Annotated in this window: 17 protein-coding genes and 2 pseudogenes; all 19 read left to right on the top strand. The window is 36.3% G+C overall.

Features of this window, described 5'->3' with window-relative positions; all coding sequences use genetic code 11:
- Positions 1-87 precede the first annotated feature (87 nt).
- The 19 genes and pseudogenes from K5S59_RS10040 to K5S59_RS09950 all read left to right on the top strand — a co-directional run bounded on the left by K5S59_RS10040 (position 88) and on the right by K5S59_RS09950 (position 19,034).
- On the top strand, positions 88-1,164 hold the full coding sequence (locus K5S59_RS10040; protein ID WP_000730603.1) for a BMP family lipoprotein: 1,077 nt from the start codon (positions 88-90) through the stop codon (positions 1,162-1,164).
- Positions 1,165-1,282: 118 nt separating this feature from the next.
- Entirely contained in the window at positions 1,283-2,815 is a 1,533-nt protein-coding gene (locus tag K5S59_RS10035; protein ID WP_000456942.1) for an ABC transporter ATP-binding protein, read from the top strand.
- The gene (locus K5S59_RS10030; RefSeq protein ID WP_001085261.1) at positions 2,808-3,866 is read left to right on the top strand and encodes an ABC transporter permease; all 1,059 of its coding nucleotides are present in this window, start codon (positions 2,808-2,810) and stop codon (positions 3,864-3,866) included. The genes K5S59_RS10035 and K5S59_RS10030 overlap by 8 nt, the downstream gene beginning before the upstream one ends.
- Entirely contained in the window at positions 3,867-4,826 is a 960-nt protein-coding gene (locus tag K5S59_RS10025; protein WP_000008857.1) for an ABC transporter permease, read from the top strand.
- Between the two features lie 198 nt (positions 4,827-5,024).
- On the top strand, positions 5,025-6,299 hold the full coding sequence (yfmF, locus tag K5S59_RS10020) for an EF-P 5-aminopentanol modification-associated protein YfmF (RefSeq protein WP_000772428.1): 1,275 nt from the start codon (positions 5,025-5,027) through the stop codon (positions 6,297-6,299).
- Entirely contained in the window at positions 6,300-7,586 is a 1,287-nt protein-coding gene (gene yfmH, locus K5S59_RS10015) for an EF-P 5-aminopentanol modification-associated protein YfmH (protein WP_120450820.1), read from the top strand.
- 103 nt (positions 7,587-7,689) lie between these two features.
- Entirely contained in the window at positions 7,690-8,403 is a 714-nt protein-coding gene (ymfI, locus tag K5S59_RS10010) for an elongation factor P 5-aminopentanone reductase (protein ID WP_000759594.1), read from the top strand.
- 75 nt (positions 8,404-8,478) lie between these two features.
- Complete coding sequence (locus K5S59_RS10005) at positions 8,479-8,727, top strand: DUF3243 domain-containing protein (protein ID WP_000114455.1); 249 nt, start codon at positions 8,479-8,481, stop codon at positions 8,725-8,727.
- 139 nt (positions 8,728-8,866) lie between these two features.
- Complete coding sequence (locus tag K5S59_RS10000; RefSeq protein WP_000574107.1) at positions 8,867-9,652, top strand: DUF3388 domain-containing protein; 786 nt, start codon at positions 8,867-8,869, stop codon at positions 9,650-9,652.
- 21 nt (positions 9,653-9,673) lie between these two features.
- Entirely contained in the window at positions 9,674-10,585 is a 912-nt protein-coding gene (locus tag K5S59_RS09995; RefSeq protein WP_120450818.1) for a helix-turn-helix domain-containing protein, read from the top strand.
- Positions 10,586-10,648: 63 nt separating this feature from the next.
- The gene (pgsA, locus tag K5S59_RS09990; RefSeq protein ID WP_001052972.1) at positions 10,649-11,227 is read left to right on the top strand and encodes a CDP-diacylglycerol--glycerol-3-phosphate 3-phosphatidyltransferase; all 579 of its coding nucleotides are present in this window, start codon (positions 10,649-10,651) and stop codon (positions 11,225-11,227) included.
- A gap of 20 nt (positions 11,228-11,247) precedes the next feature.
- Entirely contained in the window at positions 11,248-12,486 is a 1,239-nt protein-coding gene (gene cinA / locus K5S59_RS09985) for a competence/damage-inducible protein CinA (RefSeq protein WP_000990730.1), read from the top strand.
- A 143-nt stretch (positions 12,487-12,629) separates the two neighbouring features.
- Positions 12,630-13,238, top strand: a pseudogene (recA, locus tag K5S59_RS09980) (recombinase RecA); the annotation flags it as partial.
- Positions 13,239-13,335: 97 nt separating this feature from the next.
- Positions 13,336-13,959 (top strand): PDDEXK family nuclease, encoded by a 624-nt coding sequence (locus K5S59_RS09975; protein WP_000301529.1) that lies wholly within the window; start codon positions 13,336-13,338, stop codon positions 13,957-13,959.
- A gap of 268 nt (positions 13,960-14,227) precedes the next feature.
- Positions 14,228-14,650 (top strand): annotated as a pseudogene (locus K5S59_RS09970) (recombinase RecA family protein); the annotation flags it as partial.
- Between the two features lie 481 nt (positions 14,651-15,131).
- Complete coding sequence (gene rny, locus K5S59_RS09965) at positions 15,132-16,694, top strand: ribonuclease Y (RefSeq protein WP_000099773.1); 1,563 nt, start codon at positions 15,132-15,134, stop codon at positions 16,692-16,694.
- A 154-nt stretch (positions 16,695-16,848) separates the two neighbouring features.
- Positions 16,849-17,643, top strand: coding sequence for a TIGR00282 family metallophosphoesterase (locus tag K5S59_RS09960; RefSeq protein WP_001221093.1), 795 nt, complete (start codon positions 16,849-16,851; stop codon positions 17,641-17,643).
- 148 nt (positions 17,644-17,791) lie between these two features.
- Positions 17,792-18,052 carry a stage V sporulation protein SpoVS gene (gene spoVS / locus K5S59_RS09955; protein WP_000404341.1) on the top strand — a complete coding sequence of 87 codons (261 nt, stop codon included), beginning with the start codon at positions 17,792-17,794 and terminating at the stop codon, positions 18,050-18,052.
- 58 nt (positions 18,053-18,110) lie between these two features.
- Positions 18,111-19,034 carry a dipeptidase gene (locus tag K5S59_RS09950; protein WP_000688021.1) on the top strand — a complete coding sequence of 308 codons (924 nt, stop codon included), beginning with the start codon at positions 18,111-18,113 and terminating at the stop codon, positions 19,032-19,034.
- Positions 19,035-19,125: the final 91 nt, after the last annotated feature.

Raw genomic sequence — 19,125 nt, 5'->3', positions numbered from 1 at the left:
GAGTTCCTTTTTAGGGAGGTGACAGCAAGAAGTTAGGGACAGCAGCGTATAAAAAATAGACAATTCATTTCAGGAGGGGTTTCTAGTATGAAGAAAAAAACAGGTCTTTTATTATCATTAACATTAGCAGCAAGCACGGTGTTAGGTGCATGTGGTAACTCGGATAAGGCGAGCAGTGACAAGAAAGAAGATAAAGACTTCAAAGTTGGTATGGTAACGGATGTTGGGGGCGTTGATGATAAATCATTCAACCAATCTTCTTGGGAAGGTTTGAAGAAGTTTGGTAAAGATAATGGGTTAAAGGAAAAGACAAATTATCGTTACCTACAGTCTGAAAAAGAAGCGGATTATATTCCAAACTTAAAGAAATTTTCAAAAGATAAGTATGATTTATCTTTCGGAATTGGTTATAAATTAGAGGGTGCAATTAAAGAAGTAGCAAAAGAAGCTCCAAAACAACAATTCGCAATTGTGGATACTGTTGTAGAGGCACCGAACGTAACAAGCATTACATTTAAAGATCATGAAGGTTCATTCCTTGTAGGTGCGGTAGCGGCTATGTCAACAAAATCGAATAAAGTAGGATTTGTTGGTGGAATGAAGAGTGATTTAATTAGTAAATTCGAAAATGGATTTAAAGCTGGTGCAAAGGCAGTAAATCCAAATATTGAAATCGTATCTGAATATGCAGAAGCATTTGATAAACCGGAAAAAGGTACAGTTCTTGCTTCAGCAATGTATGGTCAAGGCGTAGATGTAATTTATCATGCTGCTGGTGGTACAGGTAACGGCGTGTTCACTGAAGCGAAAAACCGTAAGAAAAAAGGTGAAAATGTTTGGGTAATCGGTGTTGACCGTGACCAAAACCAAGAAGGTATGCCTGAAAACGTAACATTAACTTCAATGGTAAAACGTGTAGATATCGCTGTTGAAAAAGTAGCACAAGAAGCGAAAGATGGTAAATTAAAAGGTGGTAAAGTAGAAGCGTTTGGCTTAAAAGATGACGGTGTCGGTATTGCAAAAACAACTGACAACGTGAAAAAAGTTAACCCTGAAATTTTAACAAAAGTAGAAGAGTTTGAAAAGAAAATTACAGATGGTGAAATTAAAGTACCAGCTACAGATAAAGAGTATAAAGAATATGAAGCTTCTCTAAAAAAATAAATAGAGAAATAGCAAAGGTTAGTTCATAGAACTAACCTTTGTATGTATAAAACTTCCAAATTGCTTAATAAGTTAATAGTGTAATAGGGGAATGTTCCCTGTTAAAAGGAGGAACACAATGGAATACGTAATTGAGATGAATAACATTACGAAAGTATTCCCAGGCATTGTAGCGAATGATGATATTACGCTGCAAGTAAAGCAAGGAGAAATACATGCTTTACTTGGAGAAAATGGTGCAGGGAAATCCACATTGATGAATGTACTATTTGGTTTGTATCAACCAGAACAAGGTGGAATTAAAATTAAAGGAAAGTCTGTAAACATTACCAATCCGAATGTGGCAAATGACCTTGGTATTGGAATGGTTCATCAGCACTTTATGCTTGTTCATAATTTTACAGTTACAGAGAATATTATTCTCGGAAATGAACCGAAGAAAAAAGGGAAAATTGCTGTTGAGGAAGCAGCTAAAGAAATTCAAAAACTGTCTGAACAATACGGATTAGCTGTAGATCCATATGCGAAAATACAGGATATTTCAGTTGGTATGCAGCAGCGTGTTGAGATTTTAAAAACACTTTACCGCGGGGCAGAAATTTTAATATTTGATGAACCGACAGCTGTGTTAACACCGCAAGAAATTCATGAGCTAATTCAAATTATGAAAAAGCTTGTACAAGAGGGAAAATCTATTGTTCTTATTACACATAAGTTGAAAGAAATTATGGAAGTTTGCGATCGTTGTACGATTATTCGTAAAGGAAAAGGAATTGGAACGGTTGATGTTGCAAATACGGATGAAAATAAACTTGCAGAATTAATGGTCGGACGTCAAGTGAATTTTAAAACAGAAAAAATAGACGCGAAGCCAAAAGAAGAGGTACTTTCAATTGCAAATCTTGTTGTTCACGATGCACGTCAACTACCTGCTGTAAAAGGCCTTGACTTAACTGTTCGTGCGGGGGAAATTGTTGGAATTGCAGGGATTGATGGAAACGGACAAAGTGAATTAATAGAAGCAATTACTGGTTTACGAAAAGTTGAGTCAGGTTCTATTGCAATTAAAGGAAAAGAAATAACAAATTGGCCTGTTAGAAGGATAACAGAAGAAGGAATTGGTCATATTCCAGAAGATCGTCATAAACACGGCCTTGTTCTTGATTTTTCAGTTAGAGATAATATAGTTCTGCAAACGTACTATAAAAATCCGTTTTCAAAGAAAGGGATTTTAAATTTTAGTAAAATTACAGAAAAAGCAAAGGCACTTATTGAACAGTTTGATGTACGTACACCTAGTGAGCAAACGTTAGCGCGCGCTTTATCTGGGGGGAATCAACAAAAAGCAATTATTGCACGTGAAGTAGACCGTGATCCAGATTTATTAATCGCGGCACAGCCAACACGTGGTTTAGATGTAGGAGCAATTGAATTTATTCATAAGAGATTAATAGAGCAAAGGGATAAAGGAAAAGGTGTATTACTTTTATCTCTAGAGTTAGATGAAATCTTAAATGTTAGTGACCGAATTGCTGTTATTTATGAAGGGAAAATCGTAGCGATTGTTGATGCGAAAGAAACGAATGAACAACAGCTTGGATTGTTAATGGCTGGAGGAACAAAGAAGGAGCAGGTGGGTACAAATGGCTAAAAAACTTTTAACAGAACGAACGATAAATATTTTAGTCCCAGTACTATCCGTTATTTTTGGCTTACTTGTCGGAGCGATTGTAATGCTAGTTAGTGGCTATGATCCGATTGTTGGTTATAGTGCACTTTGGACAGGAATGTTCGGTAGCCCAAGTGCAATAGGTGAAACGCTTCGTACAATGATACCGCTTATTCTTGCCGGCTTATCAGTGGCGTTTGCATTTCGTACAGGTTTATTTAATATCGGGGTAGAGGGTCAATTACTAGTTGGTTGGCTTGCAGCAGTTTGGTTTGGTTATGCAGTCTCGCTACCAGCTGTTCTTCACATTCCGTTATCTATTTTATTTGCAGCGTTGGTAGGTGGAATTTGGGGTTTCATCCCTGGATATTTAAAGGGGAAATTTCAAGTTAATGAAGTTATTGTAACAATTATGATGAACTATATTGCGTTATACGTAACATATGACATTATTAAACGTTTCTTGCACGAGGGTAATGATAAAACGTACGACATCAAAGCGAGTGCATCATTATCTTCAGACTGGCTTGCTGCCATCACTGATGGTTCGCGCCTTCACTGGGGAATTGTTGTAGCAATTTTAATTGCTATTTTAATGTGGTTCTTATTAGATCGAACAACTTTAGGGTATGAATTAAAATCGGTAGGATTTAATCAACATGCTTCCCAATATGCTGGTATGAAAGTTTCTCGCAATGTAGTATTCTCTATGACAATTGCGGGTGCATTTGCGGGGATTGGTGGAGCGATGGAAGGGTTAGGAACGTTCCAAAGTATGACAGCAATGTCTTCGTTTACAGGAGTAGGATTTGACGGAATTGCCGTAGCCTTACTTGGGGGGAATAATCCGTTTGGTATTATCCTTTCAGCTTTATTATTTGGTGGTTTGAAAAGTGCTTCCCCTCAAATGAACTTTGAGGCAGATGTACCATCAGAGCTTATTAATGTGATTATTGCATGTATCATCTTCTTTGTTGCATGTAGTTATGTGTTAAGATGGGCGCTTACACGCATGAGCAAGGAGGGGAAATAAATGAGCTTTTTAGATATATTAGCCATTCTTGTGACGGGTACGTTATATACATCAGCACCTATAATTTTTACAGCACTAGGTGGTGTATTTAGTGAACGATCGGGTGTTGTAAATATCGGATTAGAAGGACTAATGCTATTTGGTGCATTTATTGGAGTTGTTACAAACTTATTAATGGGTGATACATGGGGAACGATGACTCCGTGGATTGCGTTATTATTTGCGGCAATTGGTAGTGGGTTATTTGCGTTACTTCATGCGGTAGCATCTATTACATTCCGAGCGGATCAAGTTGTAAGTGGTGTAGCGATTAACTTCTTATCTCTTGGGTTAACGGTATTTGCAATTAAGAAGATTTTTGATAAAGGACAGACTGACTTTATTCAGTACCGTATTGAAAAGATTGATATTCCAGGCCTTTCGGATATTCCGGTTTTAGGGAAGATATTCTTCTCTAACGTACCGATAACGTCGTATATTGCTATTATTTTAGCATTCGTTGTTTGGTATGTTATTTATAAAACACCGTTCGGTCTTCGTCTTCGTGCGGTTGGTGAGCATCCAATGGCAGCTGATACGATGGGGATTAACGTATATAAAATGCGCTATATCGGTGTTTGTATATCAGGTGTGTTTGCTGGAATTGGTGGAGCAATTTTTGCAATGTCAATTTCTAATAACTTCTCAGGGGCAACTATTACTGGACAAGGTTTCTTAGCGTTAGCTGCTATGATCTTTGGGAAGTGGAATCCACTAGGTGCATTAGGTGCAGCACTATTCTTTGGTTTTGCACAATCGTTAAGTGTAACAGGTGGGACAATTCCTGTATTAGATCAAATTCCGAGTGTTTTATTAACGATATTACCGTATGTATTCACAATATTAGCACTTGTTGGTTTTGTAGGTCGTTCTGAAGCTCCGAAAGCGTTAGGAACTCCTTATGAAAAAGGAAAACGATAAGTATAAAAAAGCTCGCACATTAGTGCGGGCTTTTTTACATAGACTATATTTAATACAGAATTTTACGATGTTCCTTACAAATGAAAGTTTTTAGAAAGAGCCTAATGTAAGTATAGTGAGGAAGAAAAGTTGATTTTTCATTTCTAAAAACTGTATATTGAAGAGGAATATTCCTACATACGTAAAGGAGGGCTATAAATGAAACTAATGGAACAACAGTTACATGAGTTAGGTGGTTTACGAGTACATATTATTCCAACTGATAAATATAAAACAAATACTTTTGTATTTCGTTTGAAAGCACCTTTAAATGAGGAGACGGTGACAGAGCGTGCTCTATTGCCATACGTACTGCAAAGTGCGACAGAAAAGCTTCCTTCTGTAATTCGCCTTCGTCAATATTTAGAAGAATTATACGGATCTTCCTTGGCAGTAGATGTAAGTAAAAAAGGAGAAGACCATATCATCTCTATATATGTAGACATTGCAAATGAAGTATATTTACATGATGCACCACCGTTATTTGAAAAAGCACTTTCTATGTTATCGGATATAGTTTTACATCCAGCAATAGAGGGGAATGGTTTTCTACCTTCTATCGTAGAAAGTGAAAAAAGAGCGCTCTTGCAACGAATTGAAGCTACGTATGATGATAAAATGCGCTATGCAAACGAGCGTTTAATTGAAGAAATGTGTAAAGTAGAACCGTATCGTTTAAGTGCAAATGGGAAAAAAGAGAGTGTTTCTTCTATTACAAGTGAAAGTTTGTATCAATATTATCAAAAAGTGTTAGCGGAAGATGAAATGGATCTATACATTATTGGTGATATTTCAGAAAACGCAGTTGATCTTGTAAATAAGTATTTTTCTATTTCAGCGCGTCCTGCGAGAGAAAGAAATGTACTTCTTCATAAGAGAAATAATGAAGAAAAAGAAGTTGTGGAAAAACAAGAATTAAAACAAAGTAAATTACACATCGGTTATCGTACGTTTATTACGTATAAAGACGAAGATTATTTTGCGCTGCAATTGTTCAATGGACTGTTTGGAGGATTTTCTCATTCGAAGTTATTCGTTAACGTTCGTGAAAAAAATAGTTTAGCGTACTATGCAGCATCTCGTTTTGAAAGTCATAAAGGCTTATTGTTTGTCATGTCAGGAATCGAAGCGAAAAATTATGAAAAAGCTGTTGAGATTATTAAAGAACAAATGTTAGCGATGCAAAATGGTGATTTTTCTGAAGAAGAGATGCACCAAACGAAAAGTGTCATTCAAAATCAAATATTAGAGGCTATTGATACACCGCGCGGGTTTGTGGAAATGCTGTATCATGGTATTATTTCAGAGCGTACACGTCCGGTTGAAGAATGGCTTACAGGTATTGAAAGTGTGACGAAAGAAGAGATTGTGAAAGTTGCTAAAAATATTGAACTAGATACAATTTACTTTTTACATGGAACGGAGGGAGAATAAATGGAGAAAATTGTTTATAAGCAATTAAAAGAGACACTCTATTATGAAAAACTTCCTAATGGATTAGATGTATATATTTTACCGAAGCAAGGATTTAATAAAACATTTGCCACGTTTACGACAAAATATGGTTCTGTGGATAATACATTTGTGCCATTAGGTAAAGAAGAAATGGTTCGTGTGCCTGATGGGATTGCTCATTTTCTTGAGCATAAATTATTTGAAAAAGAAGATCACGATGCGTTCCAATTGTTTAGTAAACAAGGAGCATCGGCAAATGCTTTCACATCTTTCACAAGAACAGCTTACCTTTTTTCATGTACATCAAATGTAGAACAAAATTTAAATACATTGCTAAACTTCGTACAAGAGCCTTACTTCTCTGAAAAAACAGTTGAAAAAGAGAAGGGGATTATTGGGCAAGAAATTCAAATGTATCAAGATAATCCAGATTGGCGTTTATACTTTGGATTAATTGATAGCTTGTTTGTAAAGCACCCAATTAAAATTGATATTGCAGGGACAATCGAGTCTATTAGCAAAATTACGAAAGACCTATTATATGAATGTTATGAAACATTTTATCATCCGAGCAATATGTTGCTATTTGTTGTGGGTGCAATTGATCCAGAGAAAACAATGGATTTAGTGCGTGAAAATCAAGCGAAAAAAGATTATAAAAACCAATCAGAAATTGTACGTTCATTTGAAGAAGAGCCAGATGAGGTAAATGAAAAGAAGAAAATTATTTCAATGCCTGTACAAACACCTAAATGTTTAGTCGGTATTAAAGCGACAAATTTAAAAGAAAAAGGGGAAGCCCTTTTAAAACAAGAAATTGCGCTTACGCTACTTTTAGATTATTTATTTGGAAAAAGCTCCGTTCATTACGAATCTTTATATAACGAAGGGCTTATTGATGATTCGTTCTCGTATGATTATACGGAGGAGAATAACTTCGGTTTTGCAATGGTTGGCGGCGATACGAAGCAACCTGATGAGCTGGAAGAGCGTTTGAAAGATATTTTATTAAATACAAATTATGATCAATTAGATGAGTTGGCATTAGAACGAGTAAAGAAAAAGAAAATAGGTGGCTTTTTACGCTCCTTGAATTCACCGGAATATATTGCAAATCAATTTACACGATATGCGTTTAATGAATCGAGTCTGTTTGAGGCATTGACTGTATTAGAAAGTCTAACTGTTCAAGATTTACAAGAAGTGGCCAAATTATTATTATCAGAAGAAAAAATGAGTGTTTGTCAAGTTTTACCGAAAAAATAAAAGGTTTCATAATAATGCCCTCATCTTATCATTGATAAATTGTAAGATGAGGGTATTATTTATTTGTAGGAAAAAGATTTTGTTGAGATAAGAGAGGAATTATATGAAAAAGTATGCATTAGTAACTGGAGGAAGCGGAGGGATTGGTTCTGCTATTTCAAAACAATTAATTCAAGATGGATATACAGTATATGTTCATTATAATAACGGTGAAGAGAAAGTGAATGAGTTACAGAAAGAATGGGGTGAAGTGATTCCTGTTCAAGCGAATTTAGCTACTAGTGATGGAGCGGAGCGATTGTGGGAACAAATTGAACATCCCCTTGATGTTATCGTATATGCAGCTGGGAAGAGTATTTTTGGATTAGTAACAGATGTAACGAACGATGAATTAAATTATATGGTAGAACTTCAAGTGAAGAGCATCTATAAACTATTATCAATGGCATTACCAACTATGATTCAGCGGAGAAACGGTAATATTGTACTTATTTCGTCTATATGGGGCCAAATTGGCGCATCATGTGAAGTGCTTTACTCGATGGTAAAAGGTGCACAAAATTCATATGTGAAAGCTTTAGCAAAAGAAGTTTCATTAAGTGGATTAAGGGTTAACGCGGTGGCACCAGGTGCAATTGAAACGGAAATGTTACATGTATTTTCAGAAGAGGATAAGAATGAAATTGCTGAAGAGATTCCGTTAGGCCGATTAGGAATACCGGAAGAAGTAGCGAAAACAGTGTCATTCCTCGTATCACCAGGTGCATCTTACATAACTGGACAAATTATCGGAGTGAATGGTGGTTGGCATTGCTAAAAAATTGTTACATAAAAAATAAAAAACTGTGCAAATTAAGCATGATTCTATTACTAAGTAGTGAGGTGCTTAAACATGTCAGTTTTAGATAATTTTGATCAATGGAAGAGCTTTTTAGGAGAACGTTTAGAACAGGCATCAGGAAAAGGTCTTGATGGTGGTGCTGTATCAGATATGGCATTTCGTGTTGGAGATTATTTAGCAAATGAAGTAGAAGCGCGCAACGATCAAGAGAAATTATTGTCTGAGCTTTGGAAGGTTGCTGATGAACAAGAGCAACATACAATCGCAAACTTAATGGTGAAGTTTGTACAACATAAGTAAAAAATAGAGAGGAGATTCTCCTCTCTATTTTTTTTGTATAATAATAACGCGGGTTAGATTATACATTTAGCTTCCCTATTAAGGTGAAATCATATAATATAGTACGTAGGTGTAAAGTAAGCAAGGGGAGTGATCTTGGATGATTGAATGGTATTTTGAATATGAAATACATAAAAACCGACCTGGCTTGCTTGGTGACGTTTCTTCGTTAATCGGTATGCTCGGCATTAATATTGTCACAATTAATGGTGTAGATAATGCACGACGTGGATTGCTCCTTATGTGTGATAATCAAGAGCAAATCTCTAGACTTGAATCAATTTTAAATACGATGGATAACATAACGGTAACGAAATATCGTCCGCCAAAGCTAAGGGATAAGTTAGCGGTTAGACATGGTAGGTACATACAACGAGATGCAGATGATAAGAAGACATTTCGATTTGTACGTGATGAATTAGGGTTACTTGTAGACTTTATGGCTGAAATAATGAAAAAAGAAGGTCATAAACTAATCGGGATACGAGGAATGCCTCGTGTCGGAAAAACAGAATCCATTGTTGCCGCAAGTGTTTGTGCAAATAAAAGATGGTTATTTGTATCATCTACTCTTATTAAGCAAACTGTTCGTAGTCAATTGATTGAAGATGAGTATAGCGACGACAATATTTTCATCCTAGATGGAATCGTGTCAACAAAGCGTGCTAACGAAAGGCATTGGCAGCTTGTTCGTGAAATTATGAGATTACCTGCAACGAAAGTTGTGGAACATCCTGACGTATTTGTGAGTCAGTCAGAATACACATTGGATGATTTTGATTATATTATCGAGTTGCGTAACGATTATGATGAAGAAATTCAATATAATTTAGTAGATGAAATTGAGCAAGGTACGCAAAATAATTTCTCTATGTTTGACTTTTAAAGAAATATTGAGGTGTTAGTAGTGACAGAATTAAGACAAAAGCTGAAAGATGCAAGAGGAACGAAAGGCTTGTCTATTGATCAGCTGCATGAGATTACAAAAATTCAAAAACGCCATTTAGTAGCGATTGAGGAAGGCAATTATGATGTATTGCCAGGAGCTTTTTATGCGCGTGCATTCATTAAACAATACGCAGATGCGGTTGGCTTAAATGGAGAGGAACTGCTTGTAGAATATCAGAGTACGATACCACAATCTGAAAAACGCGACGTTCCACAAGTATCAACAGGACAAAAAACACAAGAAACAATGCAAAAATCTTCATCATGGCCAATTGCAGATCATATGCCAAAAATTTTAGTTGCGTTGTTAGTAATCGCATTTGGAGTGGTAATTTGGTTTGTTTTCCAAGCGTTAACTGGAAAAGGTGATGAGAAAGTTCCGAATTCTCAAAGTGAGAAAATTGAAGTTAAAAAAGCGGAAAACTCTCCGTTAGATACGAAGAAAGAAGAAGTGAAAGCGGAAGAGCCGAAAAAAGAGGAACCAAAGAAAGAAGAGCCAAAGAAAGAGGAACAACCCGCACAACCAACTGGACAACAAGAAGTAAAAGTAGTTGGAACAACTGGTATAGTATCTACTTTGGAAATTCATAATAATAAAACATTAGAACTGGAAATATCGAGTAAAGGTGCGAGTTATGTAGATGTTAAAGATGATGCGGGGAACGAAATTCTAAACACTACAGTACAAGAGGGCCAAGTAGAAAAACATGATGTATCAACAGTAAAAGAAGTGCGACTTAATATTGGAAATGCAACGAATGTTGAAGTTAAACTGAATGGCCAAGTGGTCGCTTACCCATTGGATACAGAAAAAGAACTTCACCAAAGATTGGTGATAAAAAACCAAGGGATAGAGCAACCTGCACAATAACAGTCATCGCTTCGATGACTTTTTTCAATGAACAAATGTTTTTGATATGATGGAGGAATAGCTGTGAATTTACCAAATAAAATTACAATATCTAGAATCTTCTTAATTCCAATTTTTATGGTAATTATGTTAGCGCCCTTTGATTGGGGTTCATACACAATTGGTGATGTTGATTTACCAATTCAACATTTAGTAGGGGCACTTATCTTTATTATTGCTTCGGCTACAGATTGGATTGATGGATATTACGCAAGAAAGTATAATCTTGTAACGAATTTAGGGAAGTTTCTTGACCCGTTAGCTGATAAATTACTTGTTTCAGCAGCACTTATCACGTTAGTTGAGATGCAATACGTACCTGCTTGGATCGTTATTGTAATTATAAGCCGTGAGTTTGCAGTAACAGGGTTACGCCTTGTACTTGCTGGAACAGGAGAAGTAGTGGCAGCAAATCAGTTAGGAAAAATTAAGACGTGGACACAAATTATTGCGATTGCAGCGTATTTATTACACGATGTACCTTTAAATTTAATCCATATCCCGGTTGCTGATATCTTTATATGGATTGCATTATTCTTTACTGTTATTTCAGGGTGGGATTATTTCTGGAAAAATAGAGCTGCTTTTGTAAACTCAAAATAGAAGTTTATGGGGGAATTGGGATGAATGCTGAAATTATTGCGGTTGGAACTGAATTATTACTTGGACAAATTGCAAATACAAATGCCCAGTTTTTATCTGAAAAGTTAGCTTCAATTGGAATTAATGTGTACTACCATACTGTAGTTGGAGATAATAACAAGCGATTACAGCAGGCAATTGAAGTTGCGGAAGAACGTGCTGACATGCTTATTTTCACAGGTGGATTAGGCCCGACAAAAGATGATTTGACGAAAGAAACGATATCTTCTAGTTTGGGTGGAGAGCTAGTGTATGATGAACAGGCATTAGCATCGATAAGCGAATACTTTAAGCGTACAGGTCGCGAGTTCACAGAGAATAATAAAAAGCAGGCGCTCGTTTTGAATGGAGCAACTGTATTTGCGAATGATCACGGTATGGCACCTGGTATGGGGTTAAATAAGAACGGGAAAGTTTATATTTTATTACCAGGACCACCGAAAGAGATGAAGCCGATGTATATAAGTTATGTAGAGCCTTTTTTACGTAACTTTACAACAGGAGAAAACATTTATTCTCGTGTGCTTCGCTTCTTCGGGATTGGGGAATCTCAATTAGAAGTGAAAGTTCAAGATTTAATTGATGGACAAACGAATCCTACAATCGCCCCACTTGCGAATGATGGAGAAGTGACACTACGTTTAACTGCCAAACATCAAAATGCTGATGAAGCGGCGAAACTCATTCAGCATATGGAAGATTTGATTTTAGAAAGAGTAGGAGAATTTTTCTACGGGTATGATCAAGAGTTTCTGCATGATAAGGCGATAGGGTTATTGAAGAAAAAAGGATTAACTTTAGCGTGTGCAGAAAGTTTAACCGGTGGTCTTTTTGGCAATCAAGTAACAGAAAGTGCTGGTGTGTCTTCAGTATTTAAAGGTGGTGTCATTTGTTATCATAATGATGTGAAGCAGCATGTTTTACATGTACCTGAGGGAGTGTTATCTACTGATGGTGCAGTTAGTAAAGAATGTGCTCGTTATCTTGCTGAAAATGTTAAGGGTTTATTAAAAGCAGATATCGGAATTAGCTTCACTGGGGTAGCAGGACCGGATGCTTCAGAACATAAAGAGCCGGGAACGGTATTTGTTGGATTGGCGATGAAGGATGAACCAACTGTAGTCTTTTCTCTTAATTTAAGTGGAAGTCGTCAACAAATTAGGGAACGTTCAGCGAAATATGGATTTTATCATTTATATAAAAAGCTAGAAGAGATATAAGTTTCTTCTAGCTTTTTTTATGCTTAAATGCAGTTTTATTTAATGGAAAATAAAAAAATCGAATAAATGTTCGATTTTTGTTGGCAAATTGAATTGAAAATAGGTATAATAAGATTAGCAATTCAGTTAAGGAGGAATTTTGAATGAGTGATCGTCAAGCGGCATTAGATATGGCGTTAAAACAAATAGAGAAGCAATTCGGTAAAGGTTCAATTATGAAATTAGGAGAACAAGCGGAGCGTAGAGTTTCTACAATTTCAAGTGGTTCTTTAGCACTTGATGTGGCACTAGGGGTAGGCGGATACCCACGTGGCCGTATTATTGAAATTTACGGACCTGAAAGTTCAGGTAAAACAACAGTTTCATTACACGCAATCGCTGAAGTACAGCGTCAAGGTGGACAAGCAGCGTTCATTGATGCGGAGCATGCGATGGATCCTGTATATGCACAAAAATTAGGCGTTAACATAGATGAATTACTATTATCACAACCTGATACAGGGGAGCAAGGTTTAGAAATCGCAGAAGCACTTGTACGAAGTGGTGCGGTTGATATTATTGTAATTGACTCTGTAGCAGCTCTTGTACCGAAAGCTGAAATCGAAGGAGACATGGGTGACTCACACGTAGGTTTACAAGCTCGTTTAATGTCTCAAGCACTTCGTAAACTTTCAGGTGCAATTAATAAATCAAAAACAATCGCAATCTTTATTAACCAAATTCGTGAAAAAGTTGGGGTTATGTTCGGAAATCAACTACAAGTTGCTTAGTCAGAGTGTAGTACTTGAATCTTTATTTGTCTTCTTCATTTAAGTCTTTATAAGGGATTTCTTATAAGGAGAGATTAAAGTGGCGGTGACAATTGGAAATAGAACTTATCGAAACATAGAACAATGGCAAGTGGATTTTATTGCGACACATGCGGAGAGAAAATTAAAAGATATAGGTAAAGAAATTGATCTTGATGAAAGGCGAGTAGGTGAAATATTAAAGTTACTCGGAATTAAAAGAACCAGACATAGGAAGATTTACTTGCCTAAAACCGCAGAAGTTAAGCAAGAGTTAAAAAATCCATATTTATCACATGTTGAAATTGCCGTTAAGTATGGCGTATCCGATACATGTGTTGCTAAAAGGAGAAAAGAGCTTAATGTAAAGGTCAGAAAGAAAAATTATGATACTTTACTGGAACAACAGGTTGAACAGATATTGTTAAGCTTAGATTTGGCGTTCATTAAGCAAAAAAGAATCGATAAGTGGTCTATTGATTTCTACTTAGGTAGAAAATATTGTTTAGATGTCCATGGAAAATGGGCACACTCACTCAAAAAAATAAAAGAACGAGATAAAAGAAAACTTTTATTTATGGAAGAGAGCTGCTATAAATATCTTGTTATACATGAAGAAGAGCTAGCGAATAAAGAAAAAGTCACGCAAAAGATTAAGGAGTTTACCTTGGGTTTCCCTTGCTAGTGATAGCATGTTAAAAAACCTTGTGAACCTTATTGCCTAAGGGTGTAACTATTCATATAGTTGCTAACGGTGAAGCCCACCATTATTTAGGGTAATACCGTGCCAAGCTTCATATTTATATGGGGAAGGTGTAGAGACTACCGAAAAGGACTTTTAGTTAACTGAGTAGGGTACGGCAGATGATAGGCTACTGCTGGAAGTGCAAGGCTCTCTGTAAAGAGATGAAGAGATAGTCCGGACTATAGAGATGGAAAATCTATAGATAGTGCCAGAAACAACTCCAGGTGGTCGTGCGTTGAAATTCTATTCAACAGTTCGTCTTGAAGTACGTCGTGCGGAGCAATTAAAGCAAGGTAACGATATCGTTGGTAATAAAACGAAAGTAAAAGTAGTTAAGAATAAAGTAGCACCACCATTCCGTGTTGCTGAAGTTGATATTATGTACGGAGAAGGTATTTCAAGAGAAGGTGAAATCTTAGATATGGCTTCTGAACTTGATATCGTTCAAAAGAGTGGTGCTTGGTACTCTTATAATGAAGAGCGTTTAGGACAAGGTCGTGAAAATTCGAAGCAATTCTTAAAAGAGAATACGGATTTAAGAGAGGAAATTGCCTTCTTTGTTCGTGATCATCACGGAATTGGTGAAGACTCTGGTGTGGAAGACGCGGAAGATTCAAATCTTCAAGATTAAAAAATAAAAGACACGGGACCGTGTCTTTTATTTTTAATTATTATGAAAGCGTTGTATATCGTTGGAGAGAAAATATTTAATCTGCATAAAAGGCTATGTATAAAGAGGAATATATGCATGTTTTATATGAATAAACTGGAATTTACTAAGGTTTTCCAGGATAATATGCTGTCTGCTTTTTAAATTCATATATGAATTAGGGCTGAAGGTAAAGAAAGTAAAAGTAGACAACGCTTGACAATGAAAATTGCGATAGATACAATGAGAATGTATATTTTTTCTTATATACGAAACACTCTTCTCAAGAAGAGAAGTAATATTCGGAGTAAGACTTAAATCTTGCCGAAATAATAATATGACATTTTAATTGTGAAATGAAGAAAGTCCCTTAAAAAAGTGGGACGACGGTCTTTGCTGTATGTTGGTATTCAATGTACATGCCGACAGTCTTTTTTCATTCATAGCAAGGGGAGGTGAAATCATGAGTAGTACAGTTTGGATACTCATCTCCATTTTGCTTGCAACAGTCGGTGCAGTTGTTGGCTTTTTTGTTCGAAAGTCTATTGCTGAAGCGAAGATTAATGGTGCAGCTAATGAAGCGAAACGTATTCTAGACGAAGCGAATCGTGAGGCTGAAGCACTTAAGAAAGAAGCGCTTTTAGAAGCAAAGGATGAAATTCATACACTTCGTACAGAAGCTGAATTAGAAATTCGTGACCGTAGAAGCGAATTACAAAAACAAGAAAATCGTTTAATGCAAAAAGAAGAGAACCTTGATCGTAAAGACGAAACGCTCGATAAACGCGAGCTACAGTTAGAAAAGAAAGAGGATTCTCTTGTAGCGAGACAACAACAGATTGAAGAGTTGGAAAGCAAAGTGGGAGAGTTAGTTCAAAAGCAACAAACAGAATTAGAGCGCATTTCCAATCTGACACGCGAACAAGCGAAAGCAATTATTCTTGGTAAAGTAGAAAGTGAAGTTTCTCATGAAATTGCCGTAATGGTAAAAGAAAGTGAAGTTCGTGCGAAAGAAGAAGCGGATAAGAAAGCAAAAGAAATCTTATCTCTTGCAATGCAAAGATGTGCAGCTGATCATGTTGCTGAAACAACCGTTTCGGTTGTAAATCTTCCAAATGACGAAATGAAGGGACGTATTATCGGACGTGAAGGTCGAAATATTCGTACGTTAGAAACGTTAACAGGTATTGACCTTATTATCGATGATACACCAGAAGCGGTTATCCTTTCTGGATTCGACCCAATTCGTCGTGAAACAGCTCGTATCGCTCTTGATAAACTAGTACAGGACGGACGTATTCACCCAGCGCGTATTGAAGAGATGGTCGAAAAATCAAGACGTGAAGTGGACGAGTATATTCGCGAAGTTGGAGAGCAAACAACGTTTGAAGTGGGTGTTCACGGATTACATCCAGATTTAATTAAGATTTTAGGTCGTTTAAAATACCGTACAAGTTACGGACAAAACGTCTTAAAACACTCTATGGAAGTTGCATATTTAACTGGACTCATGGCAGCAGAGCTTGGTGAGGATGAAAAACTAGCAAGACGTGCTGGTCTATTACATGATATCGGTAAAGCGATTGACCATGAAGTAGAAGGTAGCCACGTTGAAATTGGTGTCGAACTCGCAACGAAGTATAAAGAGCATCCTGTAGTTATAAACAGTATTGCATCTCACCACGGGGACACAGAACCAACTTCTATCATTGCAGTTTTAGTTGCAGCAGCAGATGCATTATCAGCTGCAAGACCTGGAGCTCGTAGTGAAACGCTTGAGAACTATATTCGTCGTCTTGAAAAGTTAGAAGAGATTTCAGAGTCTTATGAAGGCGTAGAAAAATCTTTCGCAATTCAAGCAGGACGAGAAGTTCGTATTCTGGTAAAGCCAGATACAATTGATGATTTAGAAGCTCATCGTTTAGCTCGTGATATTCGAAAACGTATTGAAAATGAACTGGATTATCCAGGGCATATTAAAGTAACTGTTATTCGTGAAACACGTGCAGTGGAATACGCAAAATAAAGTGGTGAAACACCACTTTATTTTTTTGTGTTGGAATTGGTTAAAATAAAGGAAATTAGCATACAAGTGAAACGAACTTATAATACATATATGGTAAGGGAATCACTTGAAGCTATAGTAATAAAAAATGTAGTACATAGGAAGGGTAAGACATATGAGAATATTATTTGTTGGGGATGTAGTAGGATCTCCTGGTAGAGGTATGATTCAACAATACGTACCGGCATTAAAGAAAAAATATACACCTACAGTAACCATTATTAATGGAGAAAATGCAGCAGGTGGACGTGGAATTACGGAAAAAATATATCGAAACTTTTTAGAATGCGGGGCACAAGCGGTTACACTTGGAAACCACGCTTGGGATAACCGTGAAGTATTTGAATTTATTGATGACGCAAAATATCTTGCAAGACCAGCTAACTTCCCAGAAGGAACTCCAGGAAAAGGACTTATCTTTGTGAATTGCAATGGAACAGAAGTTGCAGTTATTAACTTACAAGGACGTACATTCCTTCCTCCAATTGATTGCCCATTCCGTAAAGTGGATGAATTAATTAACATTGCAAAAAAACGTACGAATATTATCTTTATTGATTTTCATGCGGAAACTACAAGTGAAAAACAAGCGTTAGGTTGGTATGTAGATGGTCGTGCTACAGCAGTAGTAGGTACACATACACATGTTCCTACAGCAGATAATCGTATTTTACCAAGCGGGACGGCATATATCACAGATGTTGGTATGACAGGGCCTTACGATGGGATTTTAGGTATGGATCGAGAAGCGGTATTGAAGAAATTTTTAACAAACTTACCAGTACGATTTGAAGTGACAAGTGGTAGAACGCAATTAAGTGCAGTGCTAGTTGATGTGGATCCTAATACAGGAAAAGCTAAGAAAATTCAGCGTATCTTAATTAATGATGATCAACCGTTTTTTGAGTAATTTCTAGGTAAAATTAGAAAAGTTATTATTTTTTAATTTTTTAGAAAAATTACAGAAATTTAGCAGGAATACGCGTCATTCCTCGTGAATATAAGTTAAAGTGAAATAATTGCTAATACTTTTTATAGAAACGAGGAGGAAACGCGGAATGGAAATATTAAAAGTTAAAGCAACGTCGGTCCCTAATTCTGTAGCTGGTGCACTTGCAGGTGTTATTCGCGAACGCGGAACAGCAGAAATTCAAGCCATTGGTGCAGGTGCATTGAACCAAGCGGTAAAGGCAGTAGCAATTGCAAGAGGATTTGTAGCGCCTAGTGGTTTGGACCTGATTTGTATCCCAGCGTTCACAGATATTATGATTGATGGGGAAGAGCGTACAGCAATAAAATTAATTGTAGAACCTCGTTAAGTTTAAACAACCTGTTTGCAGTATGCAAACAGGTTGTTTTTATAATGGAGGAATGGAAATGAAAATTTTTGATGCTCATTGTGATGTACTCTTTCAGTTATGGAGTGCACAGGGGAAAAAGGATTTTAAAAACGATCCGCAATTACATATTACATTTGAACAATTAAAGAAAAGAAAAGGGAGTATACAATGTTTTGCTATATATGTGCCAGAAACGGTGCTATATGAAAAACGCTTTGAAGTGGCATTACAAATGGTAGATATTTTTTATAATGAAATTTTATCATTACCGGGTGTGAAGGTTATTCAGACAAAAGATGATATTAACATGTTAAAACAGGACGAGATTGGAGCGATATTAACACTAGAAGGATGCGAAGCAATTGGAAAAGATGCAATGAAATTACGGTTGTTTTATCGTCTAGGAGTACGTTCTTTTGGGCTAACATGGAATTATGCCAATCTATTAGCTGATGGTGCACTAGAGACACGTGAGGCGGGTTTAACGACTTTTGGTAAACATGTTGTACAAGAACTTAATACGTTACATGTATGGACTGATGTATCTCATCTAAATGAAAGAAGCTTTTGGGATGTGATAGAAATTGCAAAAAATCCTATTGCCTCCCATTCAAATTGTACGAAACTTTGTCAGCACCCACGTAATTTAAACGATGAACAACTTAGAGCTCTTATAAAGCGAAATAGCATGATCGGTGTTACTTTTGTACCACAGTTTCTAACAAGTGAAAAACAAGCGAATATAGCGGATATAGTAAAACATATCGAATATATTTGTTCATTAGGTGGAGAGAACAATATAGGATTTGGTTCCGATTTTGATGGGATATTAGAAACAGTTGTAAATGTATCAGCGTATAGAGAATACGAAAATGTAATGAATGAGCTGTGTAAACACTATGCAGCATCTACTGTAGAGCGATTTTTATATGATAATTTTGTGGAACATATAAGCTTTTAAGATTTTTGTTTTAAAAATCCAGAAAAATTAGAATTAATTCATTTGATATTATTGTTTTTTTTAAGACCTAATACTAGAATGAAAAACAAAA

This window comes from Bacillus sp. BML-BC051 (assembly GCF_019656175.1).
Lineage (GTDB): Bacteria > Bacillota > Bacilli > Bacillales > Bacillaceae_G > Bacillus_A > Bacillus_A mobilis.
The sequence above is the reverse complement of the archived record's forward strand: the minus strand, read 5'-3'. Positions and strand labels throughout refer to the sequence as shown.

Excerpts from the sequence above, each read along its gene's own strand:
- K5S59_RS10040 (WP_000730603.1), top strand. The coding sequence starts at position 88 with ATGAAGAAAAAAACAGGTCTTTTATTATCATTAACATTAGCAGCAAGC.
- K5S59_RS10035 (WP_000456942.1), top strand. The coding sequence starts at position 1,283 with ATGGAATACGTAATTGAGATGAATAACATTACGAAAGTATTCCCAGGC.
- K5S59_RS10030 (WP_001085261.1), top strand. The coding sequence starts at position 2,808 with ATGGCTAAAAAACTTTTAACAGAACGAACGATAAATATTTTAGTCCCA.
- K5S59_RS10025 (WP_000008857.1), top strand. The coding sequence starts at position 3,867 with ATGAGCTTTTTAGATATATTAGCCATTCTTGTGACGGGTACGTTATAT.
- yfmF (WP_000772428.1), top strand. The coding sequence starts at position 5,025 with ATGAAACTAATGGAACAACAGTTACATGAGTTAGGTGGTTTACGAGTA.
- yfmH (WP_120450820.1), top strand. The coding sequence starts at position 6,300 with ATGGAGAAAATTGTTTATAAGCAATTAAAAGAGACACTCTATTATGAA.
- ymfI (WP_000759594.1), top strand. The coding sequence starts at position 7,690 with ATGAAAAAGTATGCATTAGTAACTGGAGGAAGCGGAGGGATTGGTTCT.
- K5S59_RS10005 (WP_000114455.1), top strand. The coding sequence starts at position 8,479 with ATGTCAGTTTTAGATAATTTTGATCAATGGAAGAGCTTTTTAGGAGAA.
- K5S59_RS10000 (WP_000574107.1), top strand. The coding sequence starts at position 8,867 with ATGATTGAATGGTATTTTGAATATGAAATACATAAAAACCGACCTGGC.
- cinA (WP_000990730.1), top strand. The coding sequence starts at position 11,248 with ATGAATGCTGAAATTATTGCGGTTGGAACTGAATTATTACTTGGACAA.
- rny (WP_000099773.1), top strand. The coding sequence starts at position 15,132 with ATGAGTAGTACAGTTTGGATACTCATCTCCATTTTGCTTGCAACAGTC.
- K5S59_RS09960 (WP_001221093.1), top strand. The coding sequence starts at position 16,849 with ATGAGAATATTATTTGTTGGGGATGTAGTAGGATCTCCTGGTAGAGGT.
- spoVS (WP_000404341.1), top strand. The coding sequence starts at position 17,792 with ATGGAAATATTAAAAGTTAAAGCAACGTCGGTCCCTAATTCTGTAGCT.
- K5S59_RS09950 (WP_000688021.1), top strand. The coding sequence starts at position 18,111 with ATGAAAATTTTTGATGCTCATTGTGATGTACTCTTTCAGTTATGGAGT.